The sequence below is a fragment of the Nocardia sp. NPDC049737 genome (assembly GCF_040674755.1).
Taxonomy (GTDB): Bacteria; Actinomycetota; Actinomycetes; order Mycobacteriales; family Mycobacteriaceae; genus Nocardia.
Window position 1 is genome coordinate 1 of sequence record NZ_JBFANH010000001.1, and the last position, 21257, is coordinate 21257.

26 protein-coding genes are annotated in these 21257 nt (G+C 66.0%); 3 read left to right on the forward strand and 23 right to left on the reverse strand.

Annotation, left to right across the window (positions count from 1 at the left end):
- The 5 genes from AB0J47_RS00005 to AB0J47_RS00025 all read right to left on the reverse strand — a co-directional run.
- Window positions 1-434, reverse strand: a 434-nt coding sequence (locus tag AB0J47_RS00005) for a single-stranded DNA-binding protein (protein ID WP_364338669.1), incomplete at its 3' end; no start/stop codon positions are given.
- 97 nt (window positions 435-531) lie between these two features.
- Window positions 532-2175 (reverse strand): hypothetical protein, encoded by a 1644-nt coding sequence (locus AB0J47_RS00010; RefSeq protein ID WP_364338671.1) that lies wholly within the window; start codon window positions 2173-2175, stop codon window positions 532-534.
- A gap of 135 nt (window positions 2176-2310) precedes the next feature.
- Window positions 2311-2544, reverse strand: a complete 234-nt coding sequence (locus tag AB0J47_RS00015) for a hypothetical protein (RefSeq protein WP_364338673.1) — start codon at window positions 2542-2544, stop codon at window positions 2311-2313.
- 102 nt (window positions 2545-2646) lie between these two features.
- A complete protein-coding gene (gene dprA / locus AB0J47_RS00020; protein ID WP_364338675.1) occupies window positions 2647-3525 on the reverse strand; it encodes a DNA-processing protein DprA in 879 nt (292 codons plus the stop codon).
- A 137-nt stretch (window positions 3526-3662) separates the two neighbouring features.
- Window positions 3663-4721 carry a DUF4192 family protein gene (locus AB0J47_RS00025; protein ID WP_364338678.1) on the reverse strand — a complete coding sequence of 353 codons (1059 nt, stop codon included), beginning with the start codon at window positions 4719-4721 and terminating at the stop codon, window positions 3663-3665.
- 171 nt (window positions 4722-4892) lie between these two features.
- Between AB0J47_RS00025 and AB0J47_RS00030 the strand changes: the two genes are divergently transcribed.
- On the forward strand, window positions 4893-5066 hold the full coding sequence (locus AB0J47_RS00030) for a DUF6374 family protein (RefSeq protein ID WP_364338680.1): 174 nt from the start codon (window positions 4893-4895) through the stop codon (window positions 5064-5066).
- A 16-nt stretch (window positions 5067-5082) separates the two neighbouring features.
- Here AB0J47_RS00030 and AB0J47_RS00035 read toward each other — a convergent pair whose 3' ends face one another.
- The 13 genes from AB0J47_RS00035 to AB0J47_RS00095 all read right to left on the reverse strand — a co-directional run bounded on the left by AB0J47_RS00035 (window position 5083) and on the right by AB0J47_RS00095 (window position 14039).
- Complete coding sequence (locus AB0J47_RS00035; RefSeq protein ID WP_364338682.1) at window positions 5083-6150, reverse strand: DUF4192 family protein; 1068 nt, start codon at window positions 6148-6150, stop codon at window positions 5083-5085.
- 328 nt (window positions 6151-6478) lie between these two features.
- Complete coding sequence (locus AB0J47_RS00040; RefSeq protein ID WP_364338684.1) at window positions 6479-7360, reverse strand: bifunctional DNA primase/polymerase; 882 nt, start codon at window positions 7358-7360, stop codon at window positions 6479-6481.
- The gene (locus tag AB0J47_RS00045; RefSeq protein WP_364338686.1) at window positions 7357-7944 is read right to left on the reverse strand and encodes a hypothetical protein; all 588 of its coding nucleotides are present in this window, start codon (window positions 7942-7944) and stop codon (window positions 7357-7359) included. Before AB0J47_RS00045 ends, AB0J47_RS00040 begins: the two co-directional genes overlap by 4 nt.
- 46 nt (window positions 7945-7990) lie before the next feature.
- On the reverse strand, window positions 7991-8662 hold the full coding sequence (locus AB0J47_RS00050) for a hypothetical protein (RefSeq protein WP_364338689.1): 672 nt from the start codon (window positions 8660-8662) through the stop codon (window positions 7991-7993).
- A gap of 3 nt (window positions 8663-8665) precedes the next feature.
- Window positions 8666-8944: a hypothetical protein gene (locus tag AB0J47_RS00055; protein WP_364338691.1), complete on the reverse strand. Its 279-nt coding sequence runs from the start codon at window positions 8942-8944 to the stop codon at window positions 8666-8668.
- Window positions 8929-9426, reverse strand: a complete 498-nt coding sequence (locus tag AB0J47_RS00060; RefSeq protein WP_364338693.1) for a hypothetical protein — start codon at window positions 9424-9426, stop codon at window positions 8929-8931. Before AB0J47_RS00060 ends, AB0J47_RS00055 begins: the two co-directional genes overlap by 16 nt.
- A complete protein-coding gene (locus AB0J47_RS00065) occupies window positions 9416-9682 on the reverse strand; it encodes a hypothetical protein (RefSeq protein ID WP_364338695.1) in 267 nt (88 codons plus the stop codon). Before AB0J47_RS00065 ends, AB0J47_RS00060 begins: the two co-directional genes overlap by 11 nt.
- Window positions 9679-10110, reverse strand: coding sequence for a hypothetical protein (locus AB0J47_RS00070; RefSeq protein ID WP_364338698.1), 432 nt, complete (start codon window positions 10108-10110; stop codon window positions 9679-9681). The genes AB0J47_RS00065 and AB0J47_RS00070 overlap by 4 nt, the downstream gene beginning before the upstream one ends.
- A gap of 14 nt (window positions 10111-10124) precedes the next feature.
- Window positions 10125-10382, reverse strand: coding sequence for a hypothetical protein (locus AB0J47_RS00075; RefSeq protein WP_364338700.1), 258 nt, complete (start codon window positions 10380-10382; stop codon window positions 10125-10127).
- Between the two features lie 48 nt (window positions 10383-10430).
- Window positions 10431-11186 carry a hypothetical protein gene (locus tag AB0J47_RS00080; protein WP_364338702.1) on the reverse strand — a complete coding sequence of 252 codons (756 nt, stop codon included), beginning with the start codon at window positions 11184-11186 and terminating at the stop codon, window positions 10431-10433.
- The gene (locus AB0J47_RS00085; protein WP_364338704.1) at window positions 11174-12391 is read right to left on the reverse strand and encodes a hypothetical protein; all 1218 of its coding nucleotides are present in this window, start codon (window positions 12389-12391) and stop codon (window positions 11174-11176) included. The genes AB0J47_RS00080 and AB0J47_RS00085 overlap by 13 nt, the downstream gene beginning before the upstream one ends.
- A gap of 110 nt (window positions 12392-12501) precedes the next feature.
- Window positions 12502-13308: a hypothetical protein gene (locus AB0J47_RS00090; RefSeq protein WP_364338706.1), complete on the reverse strand. Its 807-nt coding sequence runs from the start codon at window positions 13306-13308 to the stop codon at window positions 12502-12504.
- Complete coding sequence (locus tag AB0J47_RS00095) at window positions 13296-14039, reverse strand: hypothetical protein (protein ID WP_364338708.1); 744 nt, start codon at window positions 14037-14039, stop codon at window positions 13296-13298. The genes AB0J47_RS00090 and AB0J47_RS00095 overlap by 13 nt, the downstream gene beginning before the upstream one ends.
- Before the next feature lie 1073 nt (window positions 14040-15112).
- On the opposite strand from AB0J47_RS00095, the gene AB0J47_RS00100 reads away from it, so the two are divergent.
- Complete coding sequence (locus tag AB0J47_RS00100; protein WP_364338710.1) at window positions 15113-15559, forward strand: hypothetical protein; 447 nt, start codon at window positions 15113-15115, stop codon at window positions 15557-15559.
- Window positions 15560-15745: 186 nt separating this feature from the next.
- Here AB0J47_RS00100 and AB0J47_RS00105 read toward each other — a convergent pair whose 3' ends face one another.
- On the reverse strand, window positions 15746-16399 hold the full coding sequence (locus tag AB0J47_RS00105; protein WP_364338712.1) for a hypothetical protein: 654 nt from the start codon (window positions 16397-16399) through the stop codon (window positions 15746-15748).
- Between the two features lie 195 nt (window positions 16400-16594).
- A complete protein-coding gene (locus tag AB0J47_RS00110; RefSeq protein WP_364338714.1) occupies window positions 16595-16726 on the reverse strand; it encodes a hypothetical protein in 132 nt (43 codons plus the stop codon).
- A gap of 264 nt (window positions 16727-16990) precedes the next feature.
- Between AB0J47_RS00110 and ligD the strand changes: the two genes are divergently transcribed.
- A complete protein-coding gene (gene ligD, locus AB0J47_RS00115; RefSeq protein ID WP_364338716.1) occupies window positions 16991-17911 on the forward strand; it encodes a non-homologous end-joining DNA ligase in 921 nt (306 codons plus the stop codon).
- A 189-nt stretch (window positions 17912-18100) separates the two neighbouring features.
- Here ligD and AB0J47_RS00120 read toward each other — a convergent pair whose 3' ends face one another.
- From AB0J47_RS00120 to AB0J47_RS00130, 3 genes are all read right to left on the reverse strand, one after another.
- On the reverse strand, window positions 18101-18709 hold the full coding sequence (locus AB0J47_RS00120) for a hypothetical protein (RefSeq protein ID WP_364338718.1): 609 nt from the start codon (window positions 18707-18709) through the stop codon (window positions 18101-18103).
- A gap of 1095 nt (window positions 18710-19804) precedes the next feature.
- Window positions 19805-20131, reverse strand: a complete 327-nt coding sequence (locus AB0J47_RS00125; RefSeq protein ID WP_364338720.1) for a hypothetical protein — start codon at window positions 20129-20131, stop codon at window positions 19805-19807.
- Window positions 20132-20363: 232 nt separating this feature from the next.
- The gene (locus tag AB0J47_RS00130; protein WP_364338722.1) at window positions 20364-21254 is read right to left on the reverse strand and encodes a DUF2637 domain-containing protein; all 891 of its coding nucleotides are present in this window, start codon (window positions 21252-21254) and stop codon (window positions 20364-20366) included.
- Window positions 21255-21257: the final 3 nt, after the last annotated feature.

Below are 21257 nucleotides of genomic sequence, written 5' to 3' on the forward strand. Positions count from 1 at the left end.
GGAGCGGGCTCCGCCTCCAAGCGCTGGTCCTCCCCGACCAGCATCGAGTTCCGCTCCGAAGAGCGCTCGGTATTCCTGAACACGCCGGAAACGGTGGCGTAGCGCAGCGACGGACCGACCTCGTCGACCTCCAGTTCGGTGGTGGTGCGGTTCTGGCCGTCGTCGGTCTGCCAGCGGCGTTGCTTCAGCCTTCCGCTGACAATCACGCGCGAGCCCCTGGTCAGGCTTTCCGCGGCGTTCTCCGCGGCCTCTCGCCAAATGCTGCACCGCAGGAACAACGGGTCACCGTCTTTGAACTCGTTCGAATTGCGGTCGAAGTAGCGGGGGGTGGAAGCGACGGTGAAATCGGCGACCGCGGTCCCGTTCGCTGTGAACCTCAGTTCTGGGTCGGCGGTCAGATTTCCGATCACCGTGATGACGGTGTCTCCGGCCATGGCTGTTCCCTTTCTGTTCGAGTGGGCACGACGCGCACCGGCCCACCACGAGCGGATCTGTGGCGGGCCGGTGAGGGGTTGATCGGGTTGTGGTGGTTCAGGACTCGATGTCGATGTCGTGGTAGTCGATGAGTTTCGCGGCGGCTTGTTCGACATCGACGAGGGCGAAGTCGGGTCCGGTAGCGGCCTCGGCGAGGAACCGCAGATACCGCTGTGTGGCGGGCAGCGCGTCGCGCCACAGGCTTTTGCCGATCTCGAGTTCGGCAGCGGCGACCTGCATAGCGAGCACGATCATCCACGCCCGGTTGGGTGAGGCGTTGCCGATCGCGGTCACCAGCGCTTGGGTCGTGGCGTCGATGCCGAGCAGCGATGTCGTCTTCGCCAGCTGATTGTGGTCGAGTTTGTGCGCCAACGATTCGGCGACGAACTGGGCTGCACTGCGATGCGGTCTGCTTCCCGCTACCAAGCGGGGCATGAACTCCCTGCGGCGTTGGTTGGCCGCTTCTCCGCGGACGTTGAGCTCGATCACCCGCTTGCGCGCCAGCCGCGCCGCCTCCCGCTCCGCCGTCGCCTGCGCGGTGGCCTCGGGGTCGGGTTCGGGAACGACCACTACGAATCCGCTTCCCGCGAGCGCGTTCTCGGGCAGGTAGTAGGTCGGGGTCCACTGATCGGCTTGGCGCACCGAGTTGGCGTGGCGCAGTCCCTCGCCGGGTTGGGTATCGGGGTTGGCGCGGGTGCTCCAGTCGACCGTGTCGGATTCGACGACCGCGCCGGTCTCGCGGTCGACCAGCAGGGCGTTCTTGTGCACCGACAGCCACACTGCCCATTGGGCGGGGTCGGTGTAGAGGTGATCGGTGGTGACCGGGTCCCCGTCGGTGGTGGCCAGAGTCGTGGCGGGCACGAATCCGCTGGTGGGTTCGGTGGTCAGGATCCCGAATCCGTAGGCGGCATACGGGAGTGCGGCCTCCAGCAGGGCGCGGGTCGCGGCTCGCTCGTTGTCGATGCGTGTGCGGATGTAGGTGAAGTCCCAGCGCGAAGCTCCCTCGAGGCGCTGCACCGCGTCGGTGTCGCCGCGGCGTTCGTAGTCGGCGATGATCGCGAGCTGCTCGAAGTCGAGTTGGCGGCCCTCGGTGAGGAGCCGCTTCGCGGTCGGTGACGCCCCGATGGCCGCGGTCTTGGTGATCTCGGATCGCTTGCGCTGCAACCCCTGGGCCACCCGAGTGGGTGATGCGCCCAACTCCAAGACGAGCGCGACACCGCTGGCACGGTCGGCGTCGGGCAACGGTATTCGGCGATCGTTGAGGTTGATCTGATCGATCGTGCGCGCGATGCGGCGTTCGTTGTCATTGACGGTGGTGTCGGCGGGGGTGATCCACACCGGCACCTTCGCGACGCCGACTTCGCGGGCCAGTAGCACCCGCAGCTGTCCGTCGTAGACGTGGACCGACCCGTCGGGCTCACGCTCGGCCAGCGCCGGGGCCCGCACCCCGAACAGTGTGATCGACGCCTTCTCGTCGGGATAGTCGTCCAAATCAAAACTGGTTCGCACATTCTCATCGATCACCAGCTCATTCGGATCCAGATACGCTGCCTCAGCCACTATCGGATCGGGATCGACGGCGGTGGTGTTCTGCTCCACCCCGGTGCCCTCGATATCGACGGTCTCAGGCGGATGAGTGGTGCCGGGCTGTTCGGGTTCGGTGGTGGTGTCGGGGACGACGGACAGAGACGCAGTACTCACGGTGATCTCCTCACAGACCAGACGGCGCGGCACTCCGCCCGCGCGCGACGAACGGGGAAGTGCTGGGCCGAATTTCGGATGGGGACAGCACCCTCGGGGAGTGGGAGCCCTTGGGGGTGCGGGTGGAGCCGGGGCTCAGGCCGCGCGGGTGCCGCGCTGGGGGGCGAGGTTGACCGGCCGCAGCCGCAACATCTCGCCGTCGTCGGTGTAGGTCCAGTACTGGCCGCGCCAGTCCGGGAACTGCGCCCGCCAGGCCTCCGCTCCCGCTGCGTCGGGGATGTCGGTGACCGGCCCGGCGTAGCCGCGCTCGGCCAGGTTCTGATACTGCGTGCGGGTCACGCTCTGCACGGCGAGGGGATTGGTGGACATGAGCTACCTCCAACACAATTCGATTTCGGACACGGCGCTGCGGCCTGGCATGGGCATGGCAGCGCCCGGACACGGCAGCGGTCGCAGCTGCTGCCGGATGAATCAGCGAGAAGGGGTGCCGATTGCGGCGAGGAGGGCGGCGGTGGTGGTGACCGGGTGGGCGCGGCGGTCCTGGATCAGGCGGTGACAGCCCGCTGAGGCGGCGGCGTCGGCGGGTCCGGGTACCGCGAACAGCGGGCGGTGCAGGCGGCGGGCCCATCCGGCGGTGTGCAGGGTGCCCGACCAGCGGCCCGCCTCGGGTACCACCACCGCATGCGACAGCGCCGCGACGAGCCGGTTGCGCCGCAGGAACCGGTCACGGGTCGGGCCGCTTCCCAGGGGATACTCCGACACGATCGCACCGGATCCGGCGATACGGTCGAACAACTCCCGATGCGGGTACGGGTAGGCCCGATCCACACCATTGGCCAAGACCACCGTCGTGCCCGCATCGTGGGTGAGCGCGGCCCGATGGGCGGCGGCGTCCGCGCCGTAGGCGCCTCCGCTGACGATGTGCCAGCCACGTTCGGCCAACGCTGCGGCGATCTCACCGGTGATCCGTTCGCCGCGTTCGGTGATCGCCCGTGCCCCGACTACCCCGACCCGGTGCGCGGTCGCTGGCACACCGTGGCCGCGGACCCACACCGCGACTGGAGCGGCGTCGGCGTCGGTGAGGTCGTCGAATCCCAGTGCCGCCCAGTGCGGGTCGTCGCGGGTCAGCAGCCGCGCCCCCACCTTCGCTGCGTGGTCGAGGTCCTCGGCGGCCAGGTCCGCGAGAGTCGCGCGCGATCGCGGCGGCGGCCGGCGACCGGCGATCCGGTCGGCGACCGCTTCGACAGAGCCGAGCTCATCTGGCACCGCGCTGGCGAGGCCGGGGACGTGGTGCAGGGCTGCGCGGGCGAGGATCGCCCACGCCAGCTGGCGTGCCGGTGTGGTGGTCACGATGGCCTCTCGAGGGATGGTGAGGTGCGGGTCTGCACTCGGATTCGGGCGACGTCTTCGGCGGTGGTGCGCTGCCGCGCACCCGATCACCACAGCGCGGCAGCGCGGCTGGGGCGGGCGACACCGCAACCAGGGAGTCAGTCGAGGTCGATGCCGAGTTCAGCAGCGACGGTGTAGCCACCGCGCATCGATGCGCGGATCAGATCAGGGGTGACCGAGCACGCGAAGGCGGCGGCCAGTGCGAGTGCTGTTTGTTGGCCGGGTTCATCGCTCAACGCGATCGCGATGGCGGCGGTGGCCAGTGCGGCATCATCGCAGGTGTAGGCGGTGACCGCGAGCATCATCGCGGCTTGGGTCCGCCCGGGTGCGGGCAGTGCTCGCACCAACTGGGTCCACGCTGCCAGGCACGCGCCACGGCACGGACCGGTCGACAGGGCGTAGAGGCAGTCACGAATCTCGATGTCTTCCAGCGTGATCGCCATCTCGGCCAGCGCTGCGGCTGAGAGGGTGGTGCCGGAATCGGCGGCGTGGATCTGGGTCAGCGCGTATCGCAATCGGTCTCGACGGGCAGCAACCGCTGCCTCGCTGTGGTCTGGGAGGTAGGTTGCCTCGGTGGTGAGGACAACACCTCGCTCGCGCAGGCATTGCGCGACCTGTTCGGTGAGTGCGGGGTCAGTTTCCAGGACCGCGGGTACCGACTCGATCTGTCGCGCAGGTTCGCCGCTTTCGGTGGTTGTGTGGTCCGCCAGCACACCGGTGTCCTCGTCGACCAGGCTCGTCCAGCGCGAGCCTGGCTCGGCTCCGGTGAGTATCCAGGCGTCGAGCAGGTGTGTGTTGTGCTCGGCGAGGCGATGTCGTAGCACGGTGATCAGTTCGTGGTGGGTCGGGCGTGGAACCGGGCGGCCGGGACGTGGATCGTCGACGATGACGACCACGACCGCCTCGGGTGCGTGATGCTGGCACATGCGCAATGCGCGGTTGAGGATCGCGACGGTCGCGAGGTAGTCCCCGCCGAGGCCGAGATCGTCTCCGGTGAGATACAGGTCCTCCCGCGCACCGGTGCCGGGACGAATGTAGGTGTCGGGCCAACAGCCGAGTACCTGCATCGGCACCAGCAGCAGGCAACGCTTCAGGGGCTGCGGGGCCGCGGACAGGATCGCGGTGATCAACGCGCCGGGATTTTCGATCGAAGGCATCTAAGCTCCTTGGACGGGGCGAACCTGCTCAACGGAAGCGGGCGGCGCGCAGATGAGATGGACAGAAATCGGTGTAATGCCCCCGCTGCAGCAGGGACGTCGGACGGCAGCTGGGCGTTCAGTCACGCATCTGGAAGCGAACACACGTTCGATGTGGGGTATGGTCGCGTTATGCCCGAACTTTCTCGGTTGGACAGGGCGTGGGTGAACCTCGACGAGGTACGCGAACAGCTACTTCGCGCGGCGGCGTTCGGCAAACACCTGAGCCCTGACCAGTTGGAGCACGCCGCGCGCAAGGTGTCGGAAGGCATGCGGATCTACGCCGAAGAAACCGGTAACCGGTGAGAACCCGATGCCCCGGTCAGTCCAGGCCGAGGTCGAGGTCAATGCCGAGTTCTGCAGCGGTGAGGTAGCCGCCGCGCAACCGTTCAACGATTACCGTCGCCGGGACCGCCAGCGCGATATCGTCGGCGAGTTGTCGCCCGGTGGGTTCGGTGGGGTCGTCGGTCAACGCGATCCGCAGCGCGGCGAGGACCATGTCGAGGTCCTCGCTGATGTAGGCCGAGACTGCCAACTGCAATGCGGCTTGCGCGCGGCGCGGGGAGGGCAACGCGCGAATCAGCAGCGTCCACAGTGCTTGGGTCGCGGTCCCGCGCGGGCTCGAGGACAACGCGTAGAGACTGCGGCAGACGGTTTCGTCGTGCATGGCGATCTCTACGCGCGCGATGTCGAGGGCCCCGATGTCGATGCCGTTGTCGGCCGCCCGGATCTGATTGAGGACCAACCGCAACATCTCTGGTGGGGATGGATGCTCAGCTCGGCCCGCGGCATCGGCGGCGTTGCGGGCTTGGTTGAGCGATTTCAGCGCGCCCTTGACCGCGACGGCCAAGGCGGGGTCCGTGACCAGGACAGCCGGTATCGGTTCGCTCGCTGGCGAGAATTCCTCGATCGAGGTGGGATCGAAGTTGGCTCCGGTTGGGAGGAGACCGGTGTCGTTTTCGAACAGGCTGGTCCACCGTTGGCCGGGGACGGTACCGGTCAGCGTCCAGGCCTCGAGCAGTTCGATGTCCTGGCCTGCCAACTGTTCTCGCAACTTTGCGATCAACTCGTAGTGGGTGCGGCGCGGGACCGGGCGGTGTGGTCGCGGATCATCGACGATGATCACGGCAACCGCGGCGGGGTTGTGCAGACTGTAGACATCGAGGGTGTGCGCCAGGATCGGTGTGGTGGCGATGTTTTCATCGACCAACCCGAGATCGGCCCCGGTGGAATACAAGGCCACGCCACGAACCGCGTCGACATAGAAGTCCTCGCCGGGTCCGGCATCAGATGTTTGGACCGGCAGTATCAACACGATTCGGTGTGCTGGGCGCGGAAGCTGAGAGAGGACTCCGGCGAGGAAGGCGCCGGGATCTTCGATCGAGGGCATCGAATCTCCTAGGGCGGAGGGGCGTTAGCGGACATTGAAAATGCCTACGTCGCGGGCGACTTCGGGCGTTGAGGGTGCTCAGGAACCCTCGGCTTGAATCGGACACGTTGGCAGCGGCGATATGCCGACTGCTGGGCCGCGGTCTTTGCGTGCGTGGTGGCGCGAGGATTGGACTGCCGACCGCCCGCGAGGGTGAAGCAGCGCGGGACGAAGGCCATGCTGTGAAGCGGGGCCGCTGGGTGTGACACCGTGCCGACATTGGAATTGGCAACGCCTTTTTATTGGCTTCTTCGGTGGCGCCCAACAATCTGTGGCATTCCAGGTCTCCTCACGTGTTGGCGCGGGTGCGGGTGGTTCGGTTGGCGGCGTAGGTCAGGCCGTCGTCGATGGTGCGGATGGCCTCGAGATCGGTGAAGCCATCGACACCGACATGTCGCTGGGCGGCGTCGAGTAGGACCCGGTAGGCGTGGTCGCGGTCGAGCAGACCCGCTGCGACGAGTCGGCCGAGGCTGTTGGCCGCCAGCAACACGGCACGATGGCGGGTCCCGGTGCGGGCGAACCGGATCCGGTCGGCCTGGTTGCGCAACGCCGCCGCGACATAGGTGCGCGGATGCGCGATCTCGCCGGGTGAGGTGAGCGGCGGCACCGGTGGTGGCGGTGGTGTGAGGAGTTCGGTCAACCACGGTGGTAGCGGGATCGGGTCGCGGCCATCGAGGAGGCGATAACCCCCGTGCGGCAGAGTGGAGCCCGGCGCTACGACGTAGCCGCCGACACCGCGGCTGTCGATGCGCCACCCGAGCCGTGCGATAGTGCTGCGCAACACCAGGGTTCGCGGCGGCCGGTAGTACAGGTGAATCCCGCCCGAGGGCGTGGCGACCGCGAAGGTCGGTACCGGCACCGGGTGCCCAGCCTGTGCGGCGAGGCGTGCCAGGACATCGCGGCCGTCACGCGCCCCCGCCCAGCGGTGTGGCGGGTGTTGGTCGTGGCTGGTGTCGAGGTCGAGCACATGCAATCGGCTTGGCCCGCAAGCGATCCCGACGTTTCCCTCGGGCCAGCGCCGCCACCATCGGCCGATGCGGGCGGGGTCGACGGTGGCGGCGTTCTCCCAGTTTTCGATCGCCGGTGCCTTACTGCCGGGGTGCAGCGGAAGTACATGAAACCCGCGAGCGGCGTTGGCCAGTGCCGCGGCGGCGTGGGGGGAGGGGGTCACGCCGTGCCCGCTCTGGTGTGTGTGGCGAGAGTCTGGGCGAGATCGAGGACTCGGTCACCGGCCAGGAGCAGATCGAACTCTGTCTCACGGCTGTAGAGGACGCGGATCGAGCCGGACACCGCGGTTGTGGTGGAACCGAAACTGATCCGATCCTGGCCATCCCGCTGTACCGGGGCCAGGATCGCGGCGAGTTGGTTGAGCAGGTCGTCGCGGGCGGCGAGGACCGTGGCGTCGGCGCTGGCGCGAGCCCGGCACACCTCGAGGGTGCGTTGGTAGTCGGGCAGCAGACGACGCTCGATCTCGGCGGCGACATCGCCCGGGGTCCGGTGCGCGGCGACGGTGATGAGTTCGCTGCGGTGCGGGTCGGTGGTGTAGTGGTAGCTGGCGAACCGTCCGTAGGTGGCCGCGATGTGGAGGCGGCCGTGATCGCCGCGGCGCGAGGAATCATCGCCGTGGGTGATCGTCAACGACTGATCCTCAGGGCCTTTCAGCAGGACGTGACGGCGGATCATGTACCCGCGTTCGGCCCGCCACCGCGGCCCGAGCGCCGCGGCGACCTGCTGGGTGAACTCGAGAAAATCCATACCGGCGCAGCTCCTTTCACGATGCAGCGGTGAATGCGGGGTGTTTTCAGTAGCCGAACAGCTCGCGGGAGGCGATCAGCATGTCCAGCGGTTCGGGTGATCGGTTGGTGCTGGGTGCGGCGGTGTCGCGGATCTTGCGCAGCTTGAGGAACCGGACCCCGGTCAGGTCGACCCCGACCGCGGGTGCGGCGTGCTCGCTGCCGGGGTCGTCGATGATCCGGTAGTCGGTGATGGGCAGCCATGCCTCGTACCAGGCTTCGGCCGGTCGGCCTTCGCGGGACGGTTCGCGGGGGTCGGGTTCGCGGGGCCGCCAGTACCGGCATTCGCAGTCCGGGTCCTCGCAATGGGCGAACCGCACGGCGGGGTTGGCGTGGTAGTGGTGTTGCTGGCCGGCCAGCATCGGGCACGCGCGACGGCTGTAGTGCGCGCACTCGGGATGGGCCCCGGGCTCGACTGCCAGGCCTCGCAGGTAGTCGATCGAGCGGATGAACACGATGACCCGGTCATCGAGTCGTTGACCGCAGATCTGACACAGCTTGCCCCATAGGGTGTTCCAGGCACGCTGGGGATCGAGCATGCCCCAGACGGGACGCGTCGGGTCACGATGGGTGAGCGTGATATGGGGGACGACCAGCCCCCGCGCACGTGTGGCCTCGGCTAGGCGAGCGGGGACCGGGACCCGGTCCGGGCCGGTCGGAGAAGACGGTGTTGAAGTCAATGGTCACCTCGAATCTGAGTCGACGGGTTGGGCGGTGCGCCCATGCGCGACGCTGGGCGTGTCACTGGTGGGCTGGTGGATGGGTTCGGCGGACAGGTCGACGTCGATGTGTCGCACGGGGCGCCCGGGGCCGTGAACGCGGATCTCGATGCGGGCGGTGACTGCGCCGGGTGCGACCTGACCGGTGGTCCAGGGATGGAATCGGTCCTCGTCGAGGTCGGGCAGGTTCGCTCGGATCCAGGCGATGAGGTCACCGATGTGGCCGATCACGAACTTGTCCACCGGTTCCCGGTGTGCGGGTCGTGGTCGTGGACGGCGACGACGGTCGGGGCACCGGGGACCTGGGTGGTGACTGAGCGCGGTAGTACCCCTTGTCGTCCACCGGCGGCCCACGTACCGTGCGCGATCAGCCACCGGCCACCGGTGTGTTGGGCGGGGATCAGCCGCCACCCGAACTCGGGCAACCCGATACCGAACGGGTCACTGGCCCAGCCGATCTCGTTGTCACCATCGGGGGTGAGGGTGGTGATCTGGGTGGCGTACTCGATGCGCACCAACGCCAGCGCCGCCGTGCCCTCGACGATGGGGTAGGTCGGCGGGTGATCGAAGGCCGCGATCGGGGGGCCCGGTCGCGGCCCGGTGGCGAACGCCGCGTGATACCCCGCGAGCAGCATCGACGGCAGTGATCCGTTGTCGGGTAGGTACGGGGCGTAGTGCGGATCCAGGCGGATGCGAGCGGTGTAGCGGGACAGGTCAGCCAACATCGCCCCCACCTGCCGCAGGGCTCGTCGGGTCGTCGTCGGCGGTGGTGAGCATCTGCTGGTAGATGCGCAGCAGGTGCGCGCTGGACTGGTACGGCTCGAGCAAGTGGGTGAAGGCGGCTAAGACCTCCGCACCGAGGGCGTTGGCGAGACCGTGGGAGTAGGACACCAATGCAGCCCCGGCGTTGAGGTGGGTGCCGAGTTCGGTGAACAGCAGCGTGGTGAGCTGGTCGGGGTCGGTGGGGAACGGGTCGGTCATGGGGTTGTCGGCTCCTTCACGGTCGAGGCAGGGGCGTGGGGGTTCACGGCTTCGATGAACCGCAGGGGCAGCAGCACTCGGTCGTGGCCACCGCTGCGATGCAGGACGGTGTGGTGGCGGTGCACTGCGCCGATGCGGACGCGGTCGTGGCGGTGTCCGCCGCGGGTGGTGATCGTGACCGCGGTGCCGGCGCGGCGTAGCCGGTGCAGTTCGACGGTGATGAGCGCGATCACCGGATCCCCGGTCTCACCACCGTGACCGTCGTCGGTGTTGGAGTCGGTGTCGGCCAGGACGGTGACCCGCTGCGCGATGAGCTCGCGCAGCCGGTGCAGACCATCCCACCCGCCGCCATCGCGCAGCAGGATGTCGAGGCGGTCCAGGACATGACCAAGGAACCGGATCTGCGACCCGGTTCCTGTCTCGTTCATGGTGTGGTCTTCGCTCACCGCTTGCCTGCCCGCCGCCAAGACCGCCGCGCGAACCACCGCATGGGCCGAGGGCGGTGTCTCGTCGCGATCGCCGCCGCGAGGGCGTCGGCGACATCAGGGGCGAGATCGGCGTAACGCCAATCGGTGGAGGGGTTGTCGGCGTCGCGGATCAGTAGCCGGACGCGGTGGCCGTCGGTGCTGGCGATGACGTGGTGGTCATCGATGTCATGGACGCGGATGAGGATGCTGGCCAGGTTCAGGCTGTGGGGCATAACGGGCACGCTCCTTGCAGGCAGGATGGGCGCGGAAGTGGCTGGGGTTCAGGCGGTTTCCATGTCGAGCAGGCCCGCGTAGCGTTGGCGGCCCGCTAGGTCGGGGCAGTCGCAGTGGGGGAAGGGTTGGTAGCAGTCGGCGCAGAATCCGCAGCAGCTGCAGTGCGGTCCCTGCGCGGTGCCGTCTTCGGTGCCGCAGTTCTCGCAGTAGCCGTAATAGGTGTAGTCCCAGGCGGTGTCGAGGTAGTCGCGGTTGGAGTACCAGATCCCGGTGGCGGGGTCCCAGTGCCCGTGCGTCTCGTTGAACACATACCCGCGATGGGTGTAGGTGGGATCGATGGTGAGCAGTACGAGTTTGTCGGTGCCCAGCCAGTGCTCCAGGGCTTCGCGTCCGGTCCAGGAGTCCAACGACCCGAACGGCTGAGTGGGCAGGAAATCCTCGGCCGCGATCCGGGTATCGGAACGCTCGTCACCCGCCCCCGGATGCACGTTCGTGGGCAGGATCCCGTTGTGGGCGAGGACCGTGCGCTCGTCGCCACCGATAGTGAAGGGGTGGCAATTATCGATGGTGGGTTTGCCGTGGGTGGCGAAGCGGGAATGGAACAACGCCGGACCGTCGGGGTATTCAAAACGCAGGGCGGCGAATTCGGCGAGCGCGGTCTCGGCGTCGAGGCTGTGCCCGGTGGTGATGGTGGTGTCGGTGATCAAGGCGTAGCCGTGGCCGTGCGGATTGGACAATGCCCCATTGCGCAACGCCGTGACATCGGGTGCCGCCCCCGGCTTGAAGAATGTCAGCATGCACATCGCAGAACCTCCAACTCGGTGAGCAGATCGGCGTAGTCAGGGCGGGTGGTGAGCCAGGCGGTGAACGCCGACCACTCCCATCCGCGGCGACGCGCGACTTGGGCGGCGGTGAGGGTGCGGGTGTATTCGACCGAGGCCGCCGCGAACGCGAGCGCGGCTTTGACCTGGCGCGGATACAGGGAACTGGCGAACACGCGCACCTCGAAGGTGTGGGCGGGATAGACATTGATGGCCTGGTAGCGGCCCCACCCAGCGGTGCTGCCCTTGGCGAATTCGGCCGCACGCGAGCGGGCTTGAGGGGAAAATTCCGCCCATTCCGGGCAGTGGCGTCGCGCGAGGGTCGTGACCTGGGATTCGTTGCGGTACACGAACTTCAGCCACCGGTAGATGTGGGCGGGCGAGGAGAACCCAGCCCGCGAGACATGCACGTGAATGCCGACGGTGGCGTCGGTGCGGCACCCGAGCAACCGCAGCTTGTTCAACAGCTGCCACGGGAAGCGGGTGCGCGCGTACTCCCACGACATCGGGTGGGTGACCAACTCGAACCCGCACGGACTGATCGAGCTGTCCTCTTTGAGATAACCCAGCTCCCCGAGGTCAGCGACCGCGAGCTCGACCGCATCATCGAATTGCGAATGGGGGGTGATGAGTTCGAGTTCCATGCCCAAAAACAGCGAGCCCTCGCCGTGGAACAACGGCTCCGGTCGGTAGTCATAGTCGTGGACCAGACGGTGGCCGCGGCGGTCGTCGTAGCAGTCCTCGCAGCGGTTGTCGCTGAGGGGGATGAGGGTGTAGCAGTCCTCGCAGTAGTGGTAATTCTCGTTGCGGCAGTACGAACACACCTCGTCGCCGCCATCGACCGTTTCGGTGTGGTGGGCACGTGCGCCGCAGTCCTCGCAGCGGTCGAAGTCCTCGACGCAGGTGCGGCACACGTCCGGACCGTCGATCACCGCGGTGATCTCGCGGGTGAACAGATCGCAACGGTCACAGCGCGACCAGCCGTGCAGGCAGCGATCACACAGCTCGGTGTTGGTGATCGTGTAGCCGACCTCGCGGGCGTGGCTGCCGCAGCCATCACAGAGCGAGAGAGTCTGGGCGCAGCCTTCGCAGACGCGGTCACCCTCGGCGAGAGTGACGAGAGTGTCCGGGGCGACGGCGAGTGCACACTCCTCACAGCGCATGTCGGGCACGGTGGCGGTGGGCATGGGTGATCACGACCTTTCGACGAAAAACGACGAAGCCCCGGCACAACCACCGGAATGGGGGTGGGTGCAGGGGCTTCGATGGGTGAGGTGGAGATCGAGGGCGGTGAGGGTCAGGCGGTGCCAGAGGATCTCGCGTGGGCGCGGTGGTGACCGGCTCGCTGGGTGCGGGTCAGCGAAGTGGCCTCCCCGCTGCGACGCCCGCTGGCGTGGCGGGTGTAGCAGTCGCAGTGTGGGAAGGGTTGCTCGCAGTCGAAGCACCAGCCGCACCCGCTGCAGTGGCGGCCTCGGCGATCAAGGTCGAATTCCCGGCAGCCGCCGCAGCGCAGGCGGTAGCGGTCGGGCCAGCGTCGTGACATCGGCTGATAGGTGGTGTTGGAGTACCAGATCCTGTCTTCCCAGATCCCGGCCTGTTCACCGAACAGATATGCGCGGTGCTGATAGGTGGGGTCGACGGTGAGGATCAGCAGTTTGCTCGTCCCCAGCCACGACGCGAGCCCGCTTGCGCCGCGGTGGGTGTCGATCGACCCGAACGGATGCCTGGCGAGATATTCCTCGGCCGCGATCCGCGTATCCGAGCGCGGATCATAGGCGCGCGGATGTACCCGCTTGGGCAGAGTCCCGTTGTGCGCCAGCACTGTTCGCGGGTCACTACCGAGCCGGAACGGATGGCAATTCTCGATTCCGCGGACGCCGCGGGTGGCGTAGCGGGAATGGAACAATGCATACCCGTCGCGGTGGCGGGCACGTAATTTTGTGAACTCGTCGATCAGTGGTTCGGGGTTCATACTGTGGCCGGTATGGATGATGTCGCCGATGATGAGGGCGTAGCCGTGGCCGTGATGGTTGGTGTGCGCGCCGATCCGCAACGCGAGCGGGTCCGGGGCGACTCCAGGCGGGAAACAGGTCAGCAGGCACATGCGAGCTCCAATTCACGCAACTGTTCGGACAACGGCAGATAGGTTGGGTGCGTATCGACCCAGGCGGCGAATCGGCTCCATTCCCACGCCCCGGCCCGCACGTCGGGGATGCGCAGCGCGCGGGTGTAGTCGATCGAAGCCGCGGTGAACGCCAACGCCGCCTGCACCCGTCCCACGTCGAGGGAAGAGGCGAACACGCGCAGTTCGAGGGTGTGACGTGGATACGGGTTGATCGCCTGATACCGATCCAGCCCCAAAGCGTGAATATGGTTTTTGGCGGTGTCTTTCACCCGCGAACGCGCGAGGCGATCGAACGGCGCATAGCGCGACTGCCGACGCGCAAGCCTCGTAACTTCGGATTCGTTGCGGTACAACAACTTCATCCACCGGAACACATGCGCCGGGGAGGCGAACCCGGCGCGGCTGGCATGCACATGCAACCCGACACCGGCGTTGGTGTCGCACCCGAGATCGTCGAGTTGTCCCAGCAATGCCCAGGGGAACCGGTCGAGGGCGTAGCGGTAGCTCATCGGGTGGGACACGAGTTCGAACCCGCCGGGCTGGATCGAGGAATCCCGCTTCAAATACCCCAGCCCGGCCAGGCGGTCGGTCGCGAGCTCGACTGCAGCGTCGTGGATGTCGTCGGGGACGACGATCTCGAGTTCGAGCCCGAGAAACAGCGGCCCCTCGCCGTGGAAGCGGGGGTTGGGTTTGAAGCTGTAGTTCCGCACTCGGGCCGGGTGCGCACACAGATCACAGCCGCGTTGCCCGCGCAGCAGCGTCCCGCATTCCTGACAGCAGCTGAACCCGGCGGCGCAGCGAGTGCAAGCCCGCAGCCCACCGGCGACATAGCGGCTCGCGGCGCTGTGTCGGCCACAGCTGAAGCAGCGGTCGAAAAACACGCTCGCGCACCGGTAACACACCACCTCATCGGTGTCGGTGCACTCATGCGGGCCGGTCAACCGGGCACACGAGACACACCCGCTCCACGCGGCTGCACACGCCTGGCACAACCAGCGATCATCAGCGGTTTCAGTGGCGCGCAGCACCCGGTGGCCGCAGCCATCGCACAACGACAACTCACCCAGACACCCCCCGCACACCGACTGGTCCTCGACCGGATACCGAGGACCCGCCCGGCGCGACCGGCACACCACACACGCGGCAGCATCGAGATCAGGCATGGCAGAACACCTTTCGCGGAAACGGAAAACGCCAGACCCGAGCGAGAAGATCGCTCGAACCTGGCGTTGGACAGGGCAGGACAAGGACAGGAGGTCGTGGCGAGCGCGGACCAGCGCTGGAGTATTTGGGCGTGTTCAACGCGATGTTCGTCGTCGGAACCCGTTGGACGTCATAGGCACTCGCGTTGGGGGCCGCGCCGTCTTCCTCACCAACCACGCCCACGGACCGGTGGCGTTGTCAGCAGCAGGAAAATCGTCGTCACCACCTACTGGGGCGGATCGCAGAACCGATCGGACAGAGGTGCACGAAAAACCCTCTGTAACTATCGGATTGACAGTCGACTTCCGGTGTGTCGGCGCGTGCTCGACCCGCCGGAAAACCACGTGGGCAGGTGCGGGACTGGACGTGTCGCGAACGCAGCGGGCGTAGGATCGAGGGCGGGAGAATTTGCAGGCGGGCCCGAAAAATCAGGAGGCCGGCCATGTCGTCGCGTCGCCCGCCGCGCTCGCCGCGGACGGATCGTTCCCCGGAAGTCGTTGAACGACTGGAACGCTCACGCGCCCGCATCCAGAAACGTCGAGCGCTGGCACGCCAGCGAGAACGAACCATCCAGGAGGCAGTGAAGCGGTATCTCAGCGACTGGCAGGCGATCACCGCGTGTGAAGCCAAGCGCGACAACGAGATCGAGGCATTACGACAGCAGATCAGCGACGTCGAATCGCGCACCGCGCAGGAAATCGCCCGTCATCGTGGCGACCAAGCCGAGGCCGCAGCGGTGATCCGTGACAACGGGCAAACCGACGACGACGTCGCTGAACTGCTCGAGATCAGCACCAAACAAGCCCGCCAGCTCATCACCACCGCCCGCGCACACCGCGCCACACCGTCATCGGGCGCTTCACTAGCATCCACCGCCGCACCGACCGAGCAACCCGAGCATGCTCGCCACGTTCCAGCCGATCCCAGCCGCCAGGAACCGCGGGAACAAAACACCGACCCAGTCGGCACCGTCGAAGCCCGCGCGTCGACAGCACGTCCAGCACCGACAGGCCACGACCAAATCTGAAAGCTGTGGCTGTCTTGCCCCGTTGTGGGACCACCACGTGGCCAGTCGTGGGACCAGCAGGCGATCCGCTGGGAGAACATGTTCCAGATTCGGCATGCCGACCGATCACGGCGACGGCAAACTGAACGTCCGTCTATGCCGATGTGCGGATGCATTTGCGGTGGGCCTCGCGCGGCACGGTCACCGTCATCCTCCGCTCAGTCCCCATTTATCGAGACCGGCGTAGACGCGGGCGACACGGAGCCTTGGTGCGTCGAAGCATTCGGCCTCTCCCGTATAGATCGCGATCAGCGAATCCGGGCCCCGCCACCAGGTGTCGGCCAGCCCGCGGATCTCGGTCACGGGTTCGAAGGTGCTCAACGGCAGCCCGTCGATCGCGTCACCGCGAATAGTGCTGATCTGCTGGGCATAGCAGGACGCATGGTGAGCCAGCGCAACCGATTCGATCCATCCTTCGATGGTCGAGTGCAGTGGCACCCACCGATCGCCGTCGATGCCGAATTCTCCCGATGGACCGATCATGAAAGCGATCGCTGTCGACACTCGCTGCGGCCCCGCCCCGAACCACCCGCCCCGCTCGAGTGCCCCCCTCGACATATCGGCACTCAACGTCTTGGGCCCGCCGTCATAGTCCGTAGATGGCGGCACGATCAGCCCGCCCCACCGCCGCTGAAAATCAACGACACGGTCGACGTGTGTTGCGGGAATGCCGTTTTCGAGCCACCGGTCCCGATACTCCTCCACCCGGGGGCATTCACCGCGAACACACTGCGTCGAAATGAACCACTTGGCCCGGCGCGTGAGCGACTCGGACGAATCGACGACGGGCTGCAGATCCACGCGCCGACAGTACGCCGACTCGACGGTCGCACGAATACGCGCTCATGCCGCGTATCGGTCGCTCGGGGACGAAGCGTTCGCCAATCGGCAGCGCAATAACCTGTTCCACTTCTGTTCCGCTGTCGGTGGTCCCACGACTGGCAACGCGGTGGCAGAACGGTGGCAAACGACACTGTGGCTGAAAAGCGCAGATCACTACGGTTGTTCGGCGGGAACGGCGTAGGCCAGATCGGTCGGCCACGGGTAGGTACCCGGCGTGTCGGCGACAGCTTCGACGAGGGCTTTGGTCGTGTCACCATCCACGCCGATCTCGACGATGCGAAACACACTTACCCCTCCCGGGGCCACGTGGATCAGGGAACCTACTTTGAATTGCACGGCTGAGAGACTATCGAACCGTACCGCCAGGTCGGTATTTGCTCGCGAAGACGCTGACAATCGCGCCTGTTGCGCACGGTCGAGATTCACCCACTACCAACTGGTCGGTACGATTGGATTGGTTGACCGTGTCAACCGGTGAATGTCGGTATCCCGAGAAGGTTTGGCGATGGCGGCGACATGGCGGTGAGCAGGCTTCCACGGTATGCATCGATGCTGGCGGCGCCTGGAACGCTGCCCAACGATGATGCCGACTGGGCCTACGAGGTGAAATTCGATGGCATCCGAGCCAGCGGGTACGTCACCGACAGCCTGAGGCTGATCTCCCGCAACGGCAACGACATCACCGCGGCATGGCCGGAACTGTCGGGTCTGGCTCCAGCGGATCCGCAGTACGTGATCGACGGCGAGATCGTCGTGTTCGTCGACGGACGCCCGTCTTTCGGAGCGTTGCAGCCACGCATGCACCAGCGCAGCCCACGCGCGATAGCCGCGTTAGCTGCCTCGACCCCCGCCACCTATGTCATCTTCGACCTACTGCACATTGGAGATCGATCACTGATCGATCTGCGCTACCTGCAGCGTCGGCAGCTGCTCGAACAAATCGGGCTCTACGGGGCACATTGGCAGATTTCGCCACGCCTGAACGGCCGCGGCGAAGACCTCCTGGCCGAGACTCGTCGCATGCAACTGGAAGGCCTGATAGCCAAGCGCCTGGACGGCCGTTACCTGCCAGGTCGACGCAGTCGGCTTTGGACGAAGATCAAGAACATCGTTACCGCCGATGTGGTGATCATCGGCTGGCAGTCGGGTTCGGGTCGGCGCAGCGGCTCGATCGGATCGCTACTCGTCGCGGTCCCCGATACTACTGGCAACCTGGTCTGGGTCGGAAACGTCGGCACCGGCTTCACCGACGCCATGCTGCAAGACCTGCAGGCGAGATTAGCCGCACTGCAACGCGATACACCTCCAGTTATCAATGACGCTGCCGCCGGGGGCGTCTTGTGGGTGGATGCCGTCCTCGTCGGGGAGGTGGCCTTCACCGAATGGACCCGTGAGGGCGTCCTTCGTCACCCGGCTTGGCGCGGGCTGCGCGACATCGATCCAGACCAAGTTGCGCCACGTCCGACCTGACCATCAACGCGACCAGCAAAGTCGTTGAGCCGAACGCAGTTCTCCTGTCGAGGGGCTGTTTTGCTGGGTTCGTGGTGATGGTTCGGGGTTTGAGTGGGAGGGCTGCGGTGGGGTATTCGCGGAGTGCCCGGATGAAGGTGGCGGGTTTGATCGGCGGGATCTGTTCTGTCAGCTTCCCGATGGCGGATTTCAGGCGTTGGCGTAGCCACCGGCGTTCCACACGAACCAGCGGAACTGCTGCGGCGCGAGAGCCTGCCGGGAAGGAATACCCGGCGCTGGCGAGTAGGGCCAGAACGCGAAGCCGCACCGATGGCAATAGAAACCGGCTCGCCACACCGCATCCGCGTGGCGACGACCCCGAACGACTCTGCCGTTGCGACGAATACGACACACAGCAATCGTGAACGGGACAGCCCCAGGCGCCGCCAGCATCGCGAAGAAGACGACCATCGCCAGCGCGGCGATCCATCGTGACTCCCCAGGAGCCGGATCGACGATCGAGACGATTGACGACCCTGCCCAGCACATCGCCGGCAACAGCAACACCAGCGCGATGAAAGTCAGACGCCCTGCCGGGGTACGGGCTGGCTCACGGGACAGACTCGCTGCGAGTGCTGTTGTGTGAGTGCGCTCTACGGTGGCGGTGCCGAACACCGGAACCAGGCCAGTCGAAGCCACCCCGACCCCGGAATAGCTGTTCGTTCCGGAACTGGTCGACACACCGTCGGCATGCAGGGCAGGCACACTTTGCACCCAGTCGAGTTGGTTGCAGTGCGGACATGTCAGATCGATGTCCATGCGGGGAACCCCCTCCAAAGCCGTTGCGCTGTCGCGGCGCGTGTGTGGTGCTGGTACCTGCAACGAAAGCTCTGCTGAGAATCCAACACCCTCCGTGACCTGCTGTCGAGAGATATTCGTGAGCTTGTGCATCGATAAATCCCTTCCCCTAGCTTGCTGATGAGTTCGATTCGGGTGATTCAACGGGCAATTGACTTCGGGCCGCGCCAAGCCCGTGCGCGTATGACTCGCGTCGTGCTTGTAGAGGAGTTGATGTCCAATCGGATCTCAGTCGTGTCGGTTGACAAGTCGGGCAGGTCGTCCGAACACCGGCTGTAAGCCGAACCCCGTTTCGAACGTTCTCGGAAGCGAAGTTAGGCTGATGAACCTCGGATACATCGGGGTCTACCGGCGGGAATCTCGAATACCGTTGGCACGCTCGCAGGTGATGACGCCGTCATCACAAGGCGTCGGAACCAGGCGCTGACCTGGTGATGACAATGTCAGGCAGCCGAGTGGTAGATTGTTTCGCGAAATGCAGTGACACGTCGTGAAATGTCGGTTGAGCGGCGGGGATGCACCAAGGTCAGCTCTCTGACCAGGCGCTTCAGGGAGAGACTGTCGGGGGTTCGATTCCCCCAGGCGGCTCCAAACCGACTGTGGCTCAACAGCTTTTACAATATTCTTCCGCAATTTGCGCGCCTTCGCAACTGCCGATTGATTCGCTACGGCACTGAGGCGCCTAATTCGTCCAGCGTGGTCAATTGTCGTGTTTTCACGTGAGATTCAACAGGGTCTGTGCTGAGGTTGTGCGGCATCTGGCGCGCAGAGGTGACGGTCGTTGAACCGCCGGGGAAGCGGCATTGCTTTGATGAGTCCCGGTGGCACAAGTGCTCGAGAGCGTCGGTGCCTGACATGAATTGTCGGCCGCCAGTAGCCGGTTGCTCATATGGCATCGAGTGAGTCGGTAAGAGTCGGTGTACCGGAGAAGGTTCGATGGCGTGCGCCAGGAACGATGACCCACGTGCGCGCACGCGACGGCGGCGAGCAGTTTTGTTCGTTCACGTGGCCGCCGTGTGCTGCGACGCCAGGATGCCCGGTGCGGTGATGCTGTGGCTATCGGTTCTGGGGAGGTATGGGGTTGCGGCGGCGGGTGCGGCGCTGCTGAGGGCGTCGGATCGAGTCGGTTGGTTGTGTCGGTATCGGGGGAGTGGCTGGTTGGCGGGTGGCTTGGATGGCGGCGTCTATGTCGCTGGCGGTGAGGAACCAGTTGCGGCCTGCTTTGTGTCCCGGGAAGCGTCCGTCCTTGAGTTGCTGGGTGTACCAGCGTTCGGACTTGCCGAGTGCGCGGGCGCCGGCGGAGACGGGGTAGGTCGGTTCGTGTGGACCGCCGGGTGCGAGTTGCTCGAGTTCGGGCATTGGGGCGTTCGAATCGTTGTTCATCATCGACCCTCTCATGCTGGTGGGTAGTCAATGTCGGTTCGCGTGGTCGAGATCGGAGAGGTTCGATTCTGTATCTCGGCTACGTGCGCAATGACAACACCCTCGGTTCTTCGGACAGGAGTGCGGCGTTTACGCCTGGGCGCGGTAGCTTCGGCCTGGTATTTCCGGCCTAGACCGTTCAGGAGCGTGGCACGCTCCGTGCTGTCGATGGATCTATGCGGTAGCTACGTATTCAATTGCGTGGAGGAGAGTGGGGGCCTTCGTCCGGTGGTCGCTCGTGACGGTGGTTTTCATCGATTGTTTCGTGGGTGCTGAAGGTCGCCGCGTCGCTGAGTATTCGGCTGATGGTGGACCGGCTTTTGTTCAGTTGGTGGGCGATACGGCTGGGGTTCCAGCCGTCGCGGTGATGGTGTGCCAGGGCTTGGGCGACGAGTTCGGGGTCGCGGCGTCGTGCTGGATCGCGTGCGCACAAGCGCCTCGCGAGATCGGAAAAGTCTTGGCTGGCATCGACTGCAGTGTGCGCTGGCGTGTGCACGTTTCGGATCGCGTTGGGTGCTGCTGGCGACGCCTGAGCCGTATTCTCGGTGATTGCTCGGTCGGTCTGCTGAGAGGCGGAGTCACGAGTTCCGGGGTCGGCAGCGTGCGGATGCTCACCGCCGCGGGCGGAGTGGGCAAGTGCCAACAGTGCGACGGTGGACTGGGCCATCGAGCCTTCGATAATCAAGGGCCACAGCCACGCTTCTCCGTGCGGGACACCGGCGGTGATCGCCAATGACCGCAGTGCGGTGAACGACAACCAGAACGCGCCGGTGGCAATGAGTGCGGTCATCGCGGTCGCGATCAGATGGGTGCCACGGGCTCCCGCGTGCGCACGCAGAAGCACCGAAACGCCGTGCACCGCAGCCAGCAGTGCCAGGGGCGGAATGACCGCGACCGCCGCGGCGACAACCGGTAGCGCGGTGTCGTGCAATAGGGCTTGAGTGGCGTTGCCGGTGATGCTCACGATGGCCGCCGCCGTGAGCACGGTCCAGAAGAACGCGTGCGCACGCGGTTTACGGGTGGTGGGCGCAGGCCGTGCGGTGTGCACGCTGCGGTTGGGCGAGTCGATGTCGGCGTCAGTCATGGA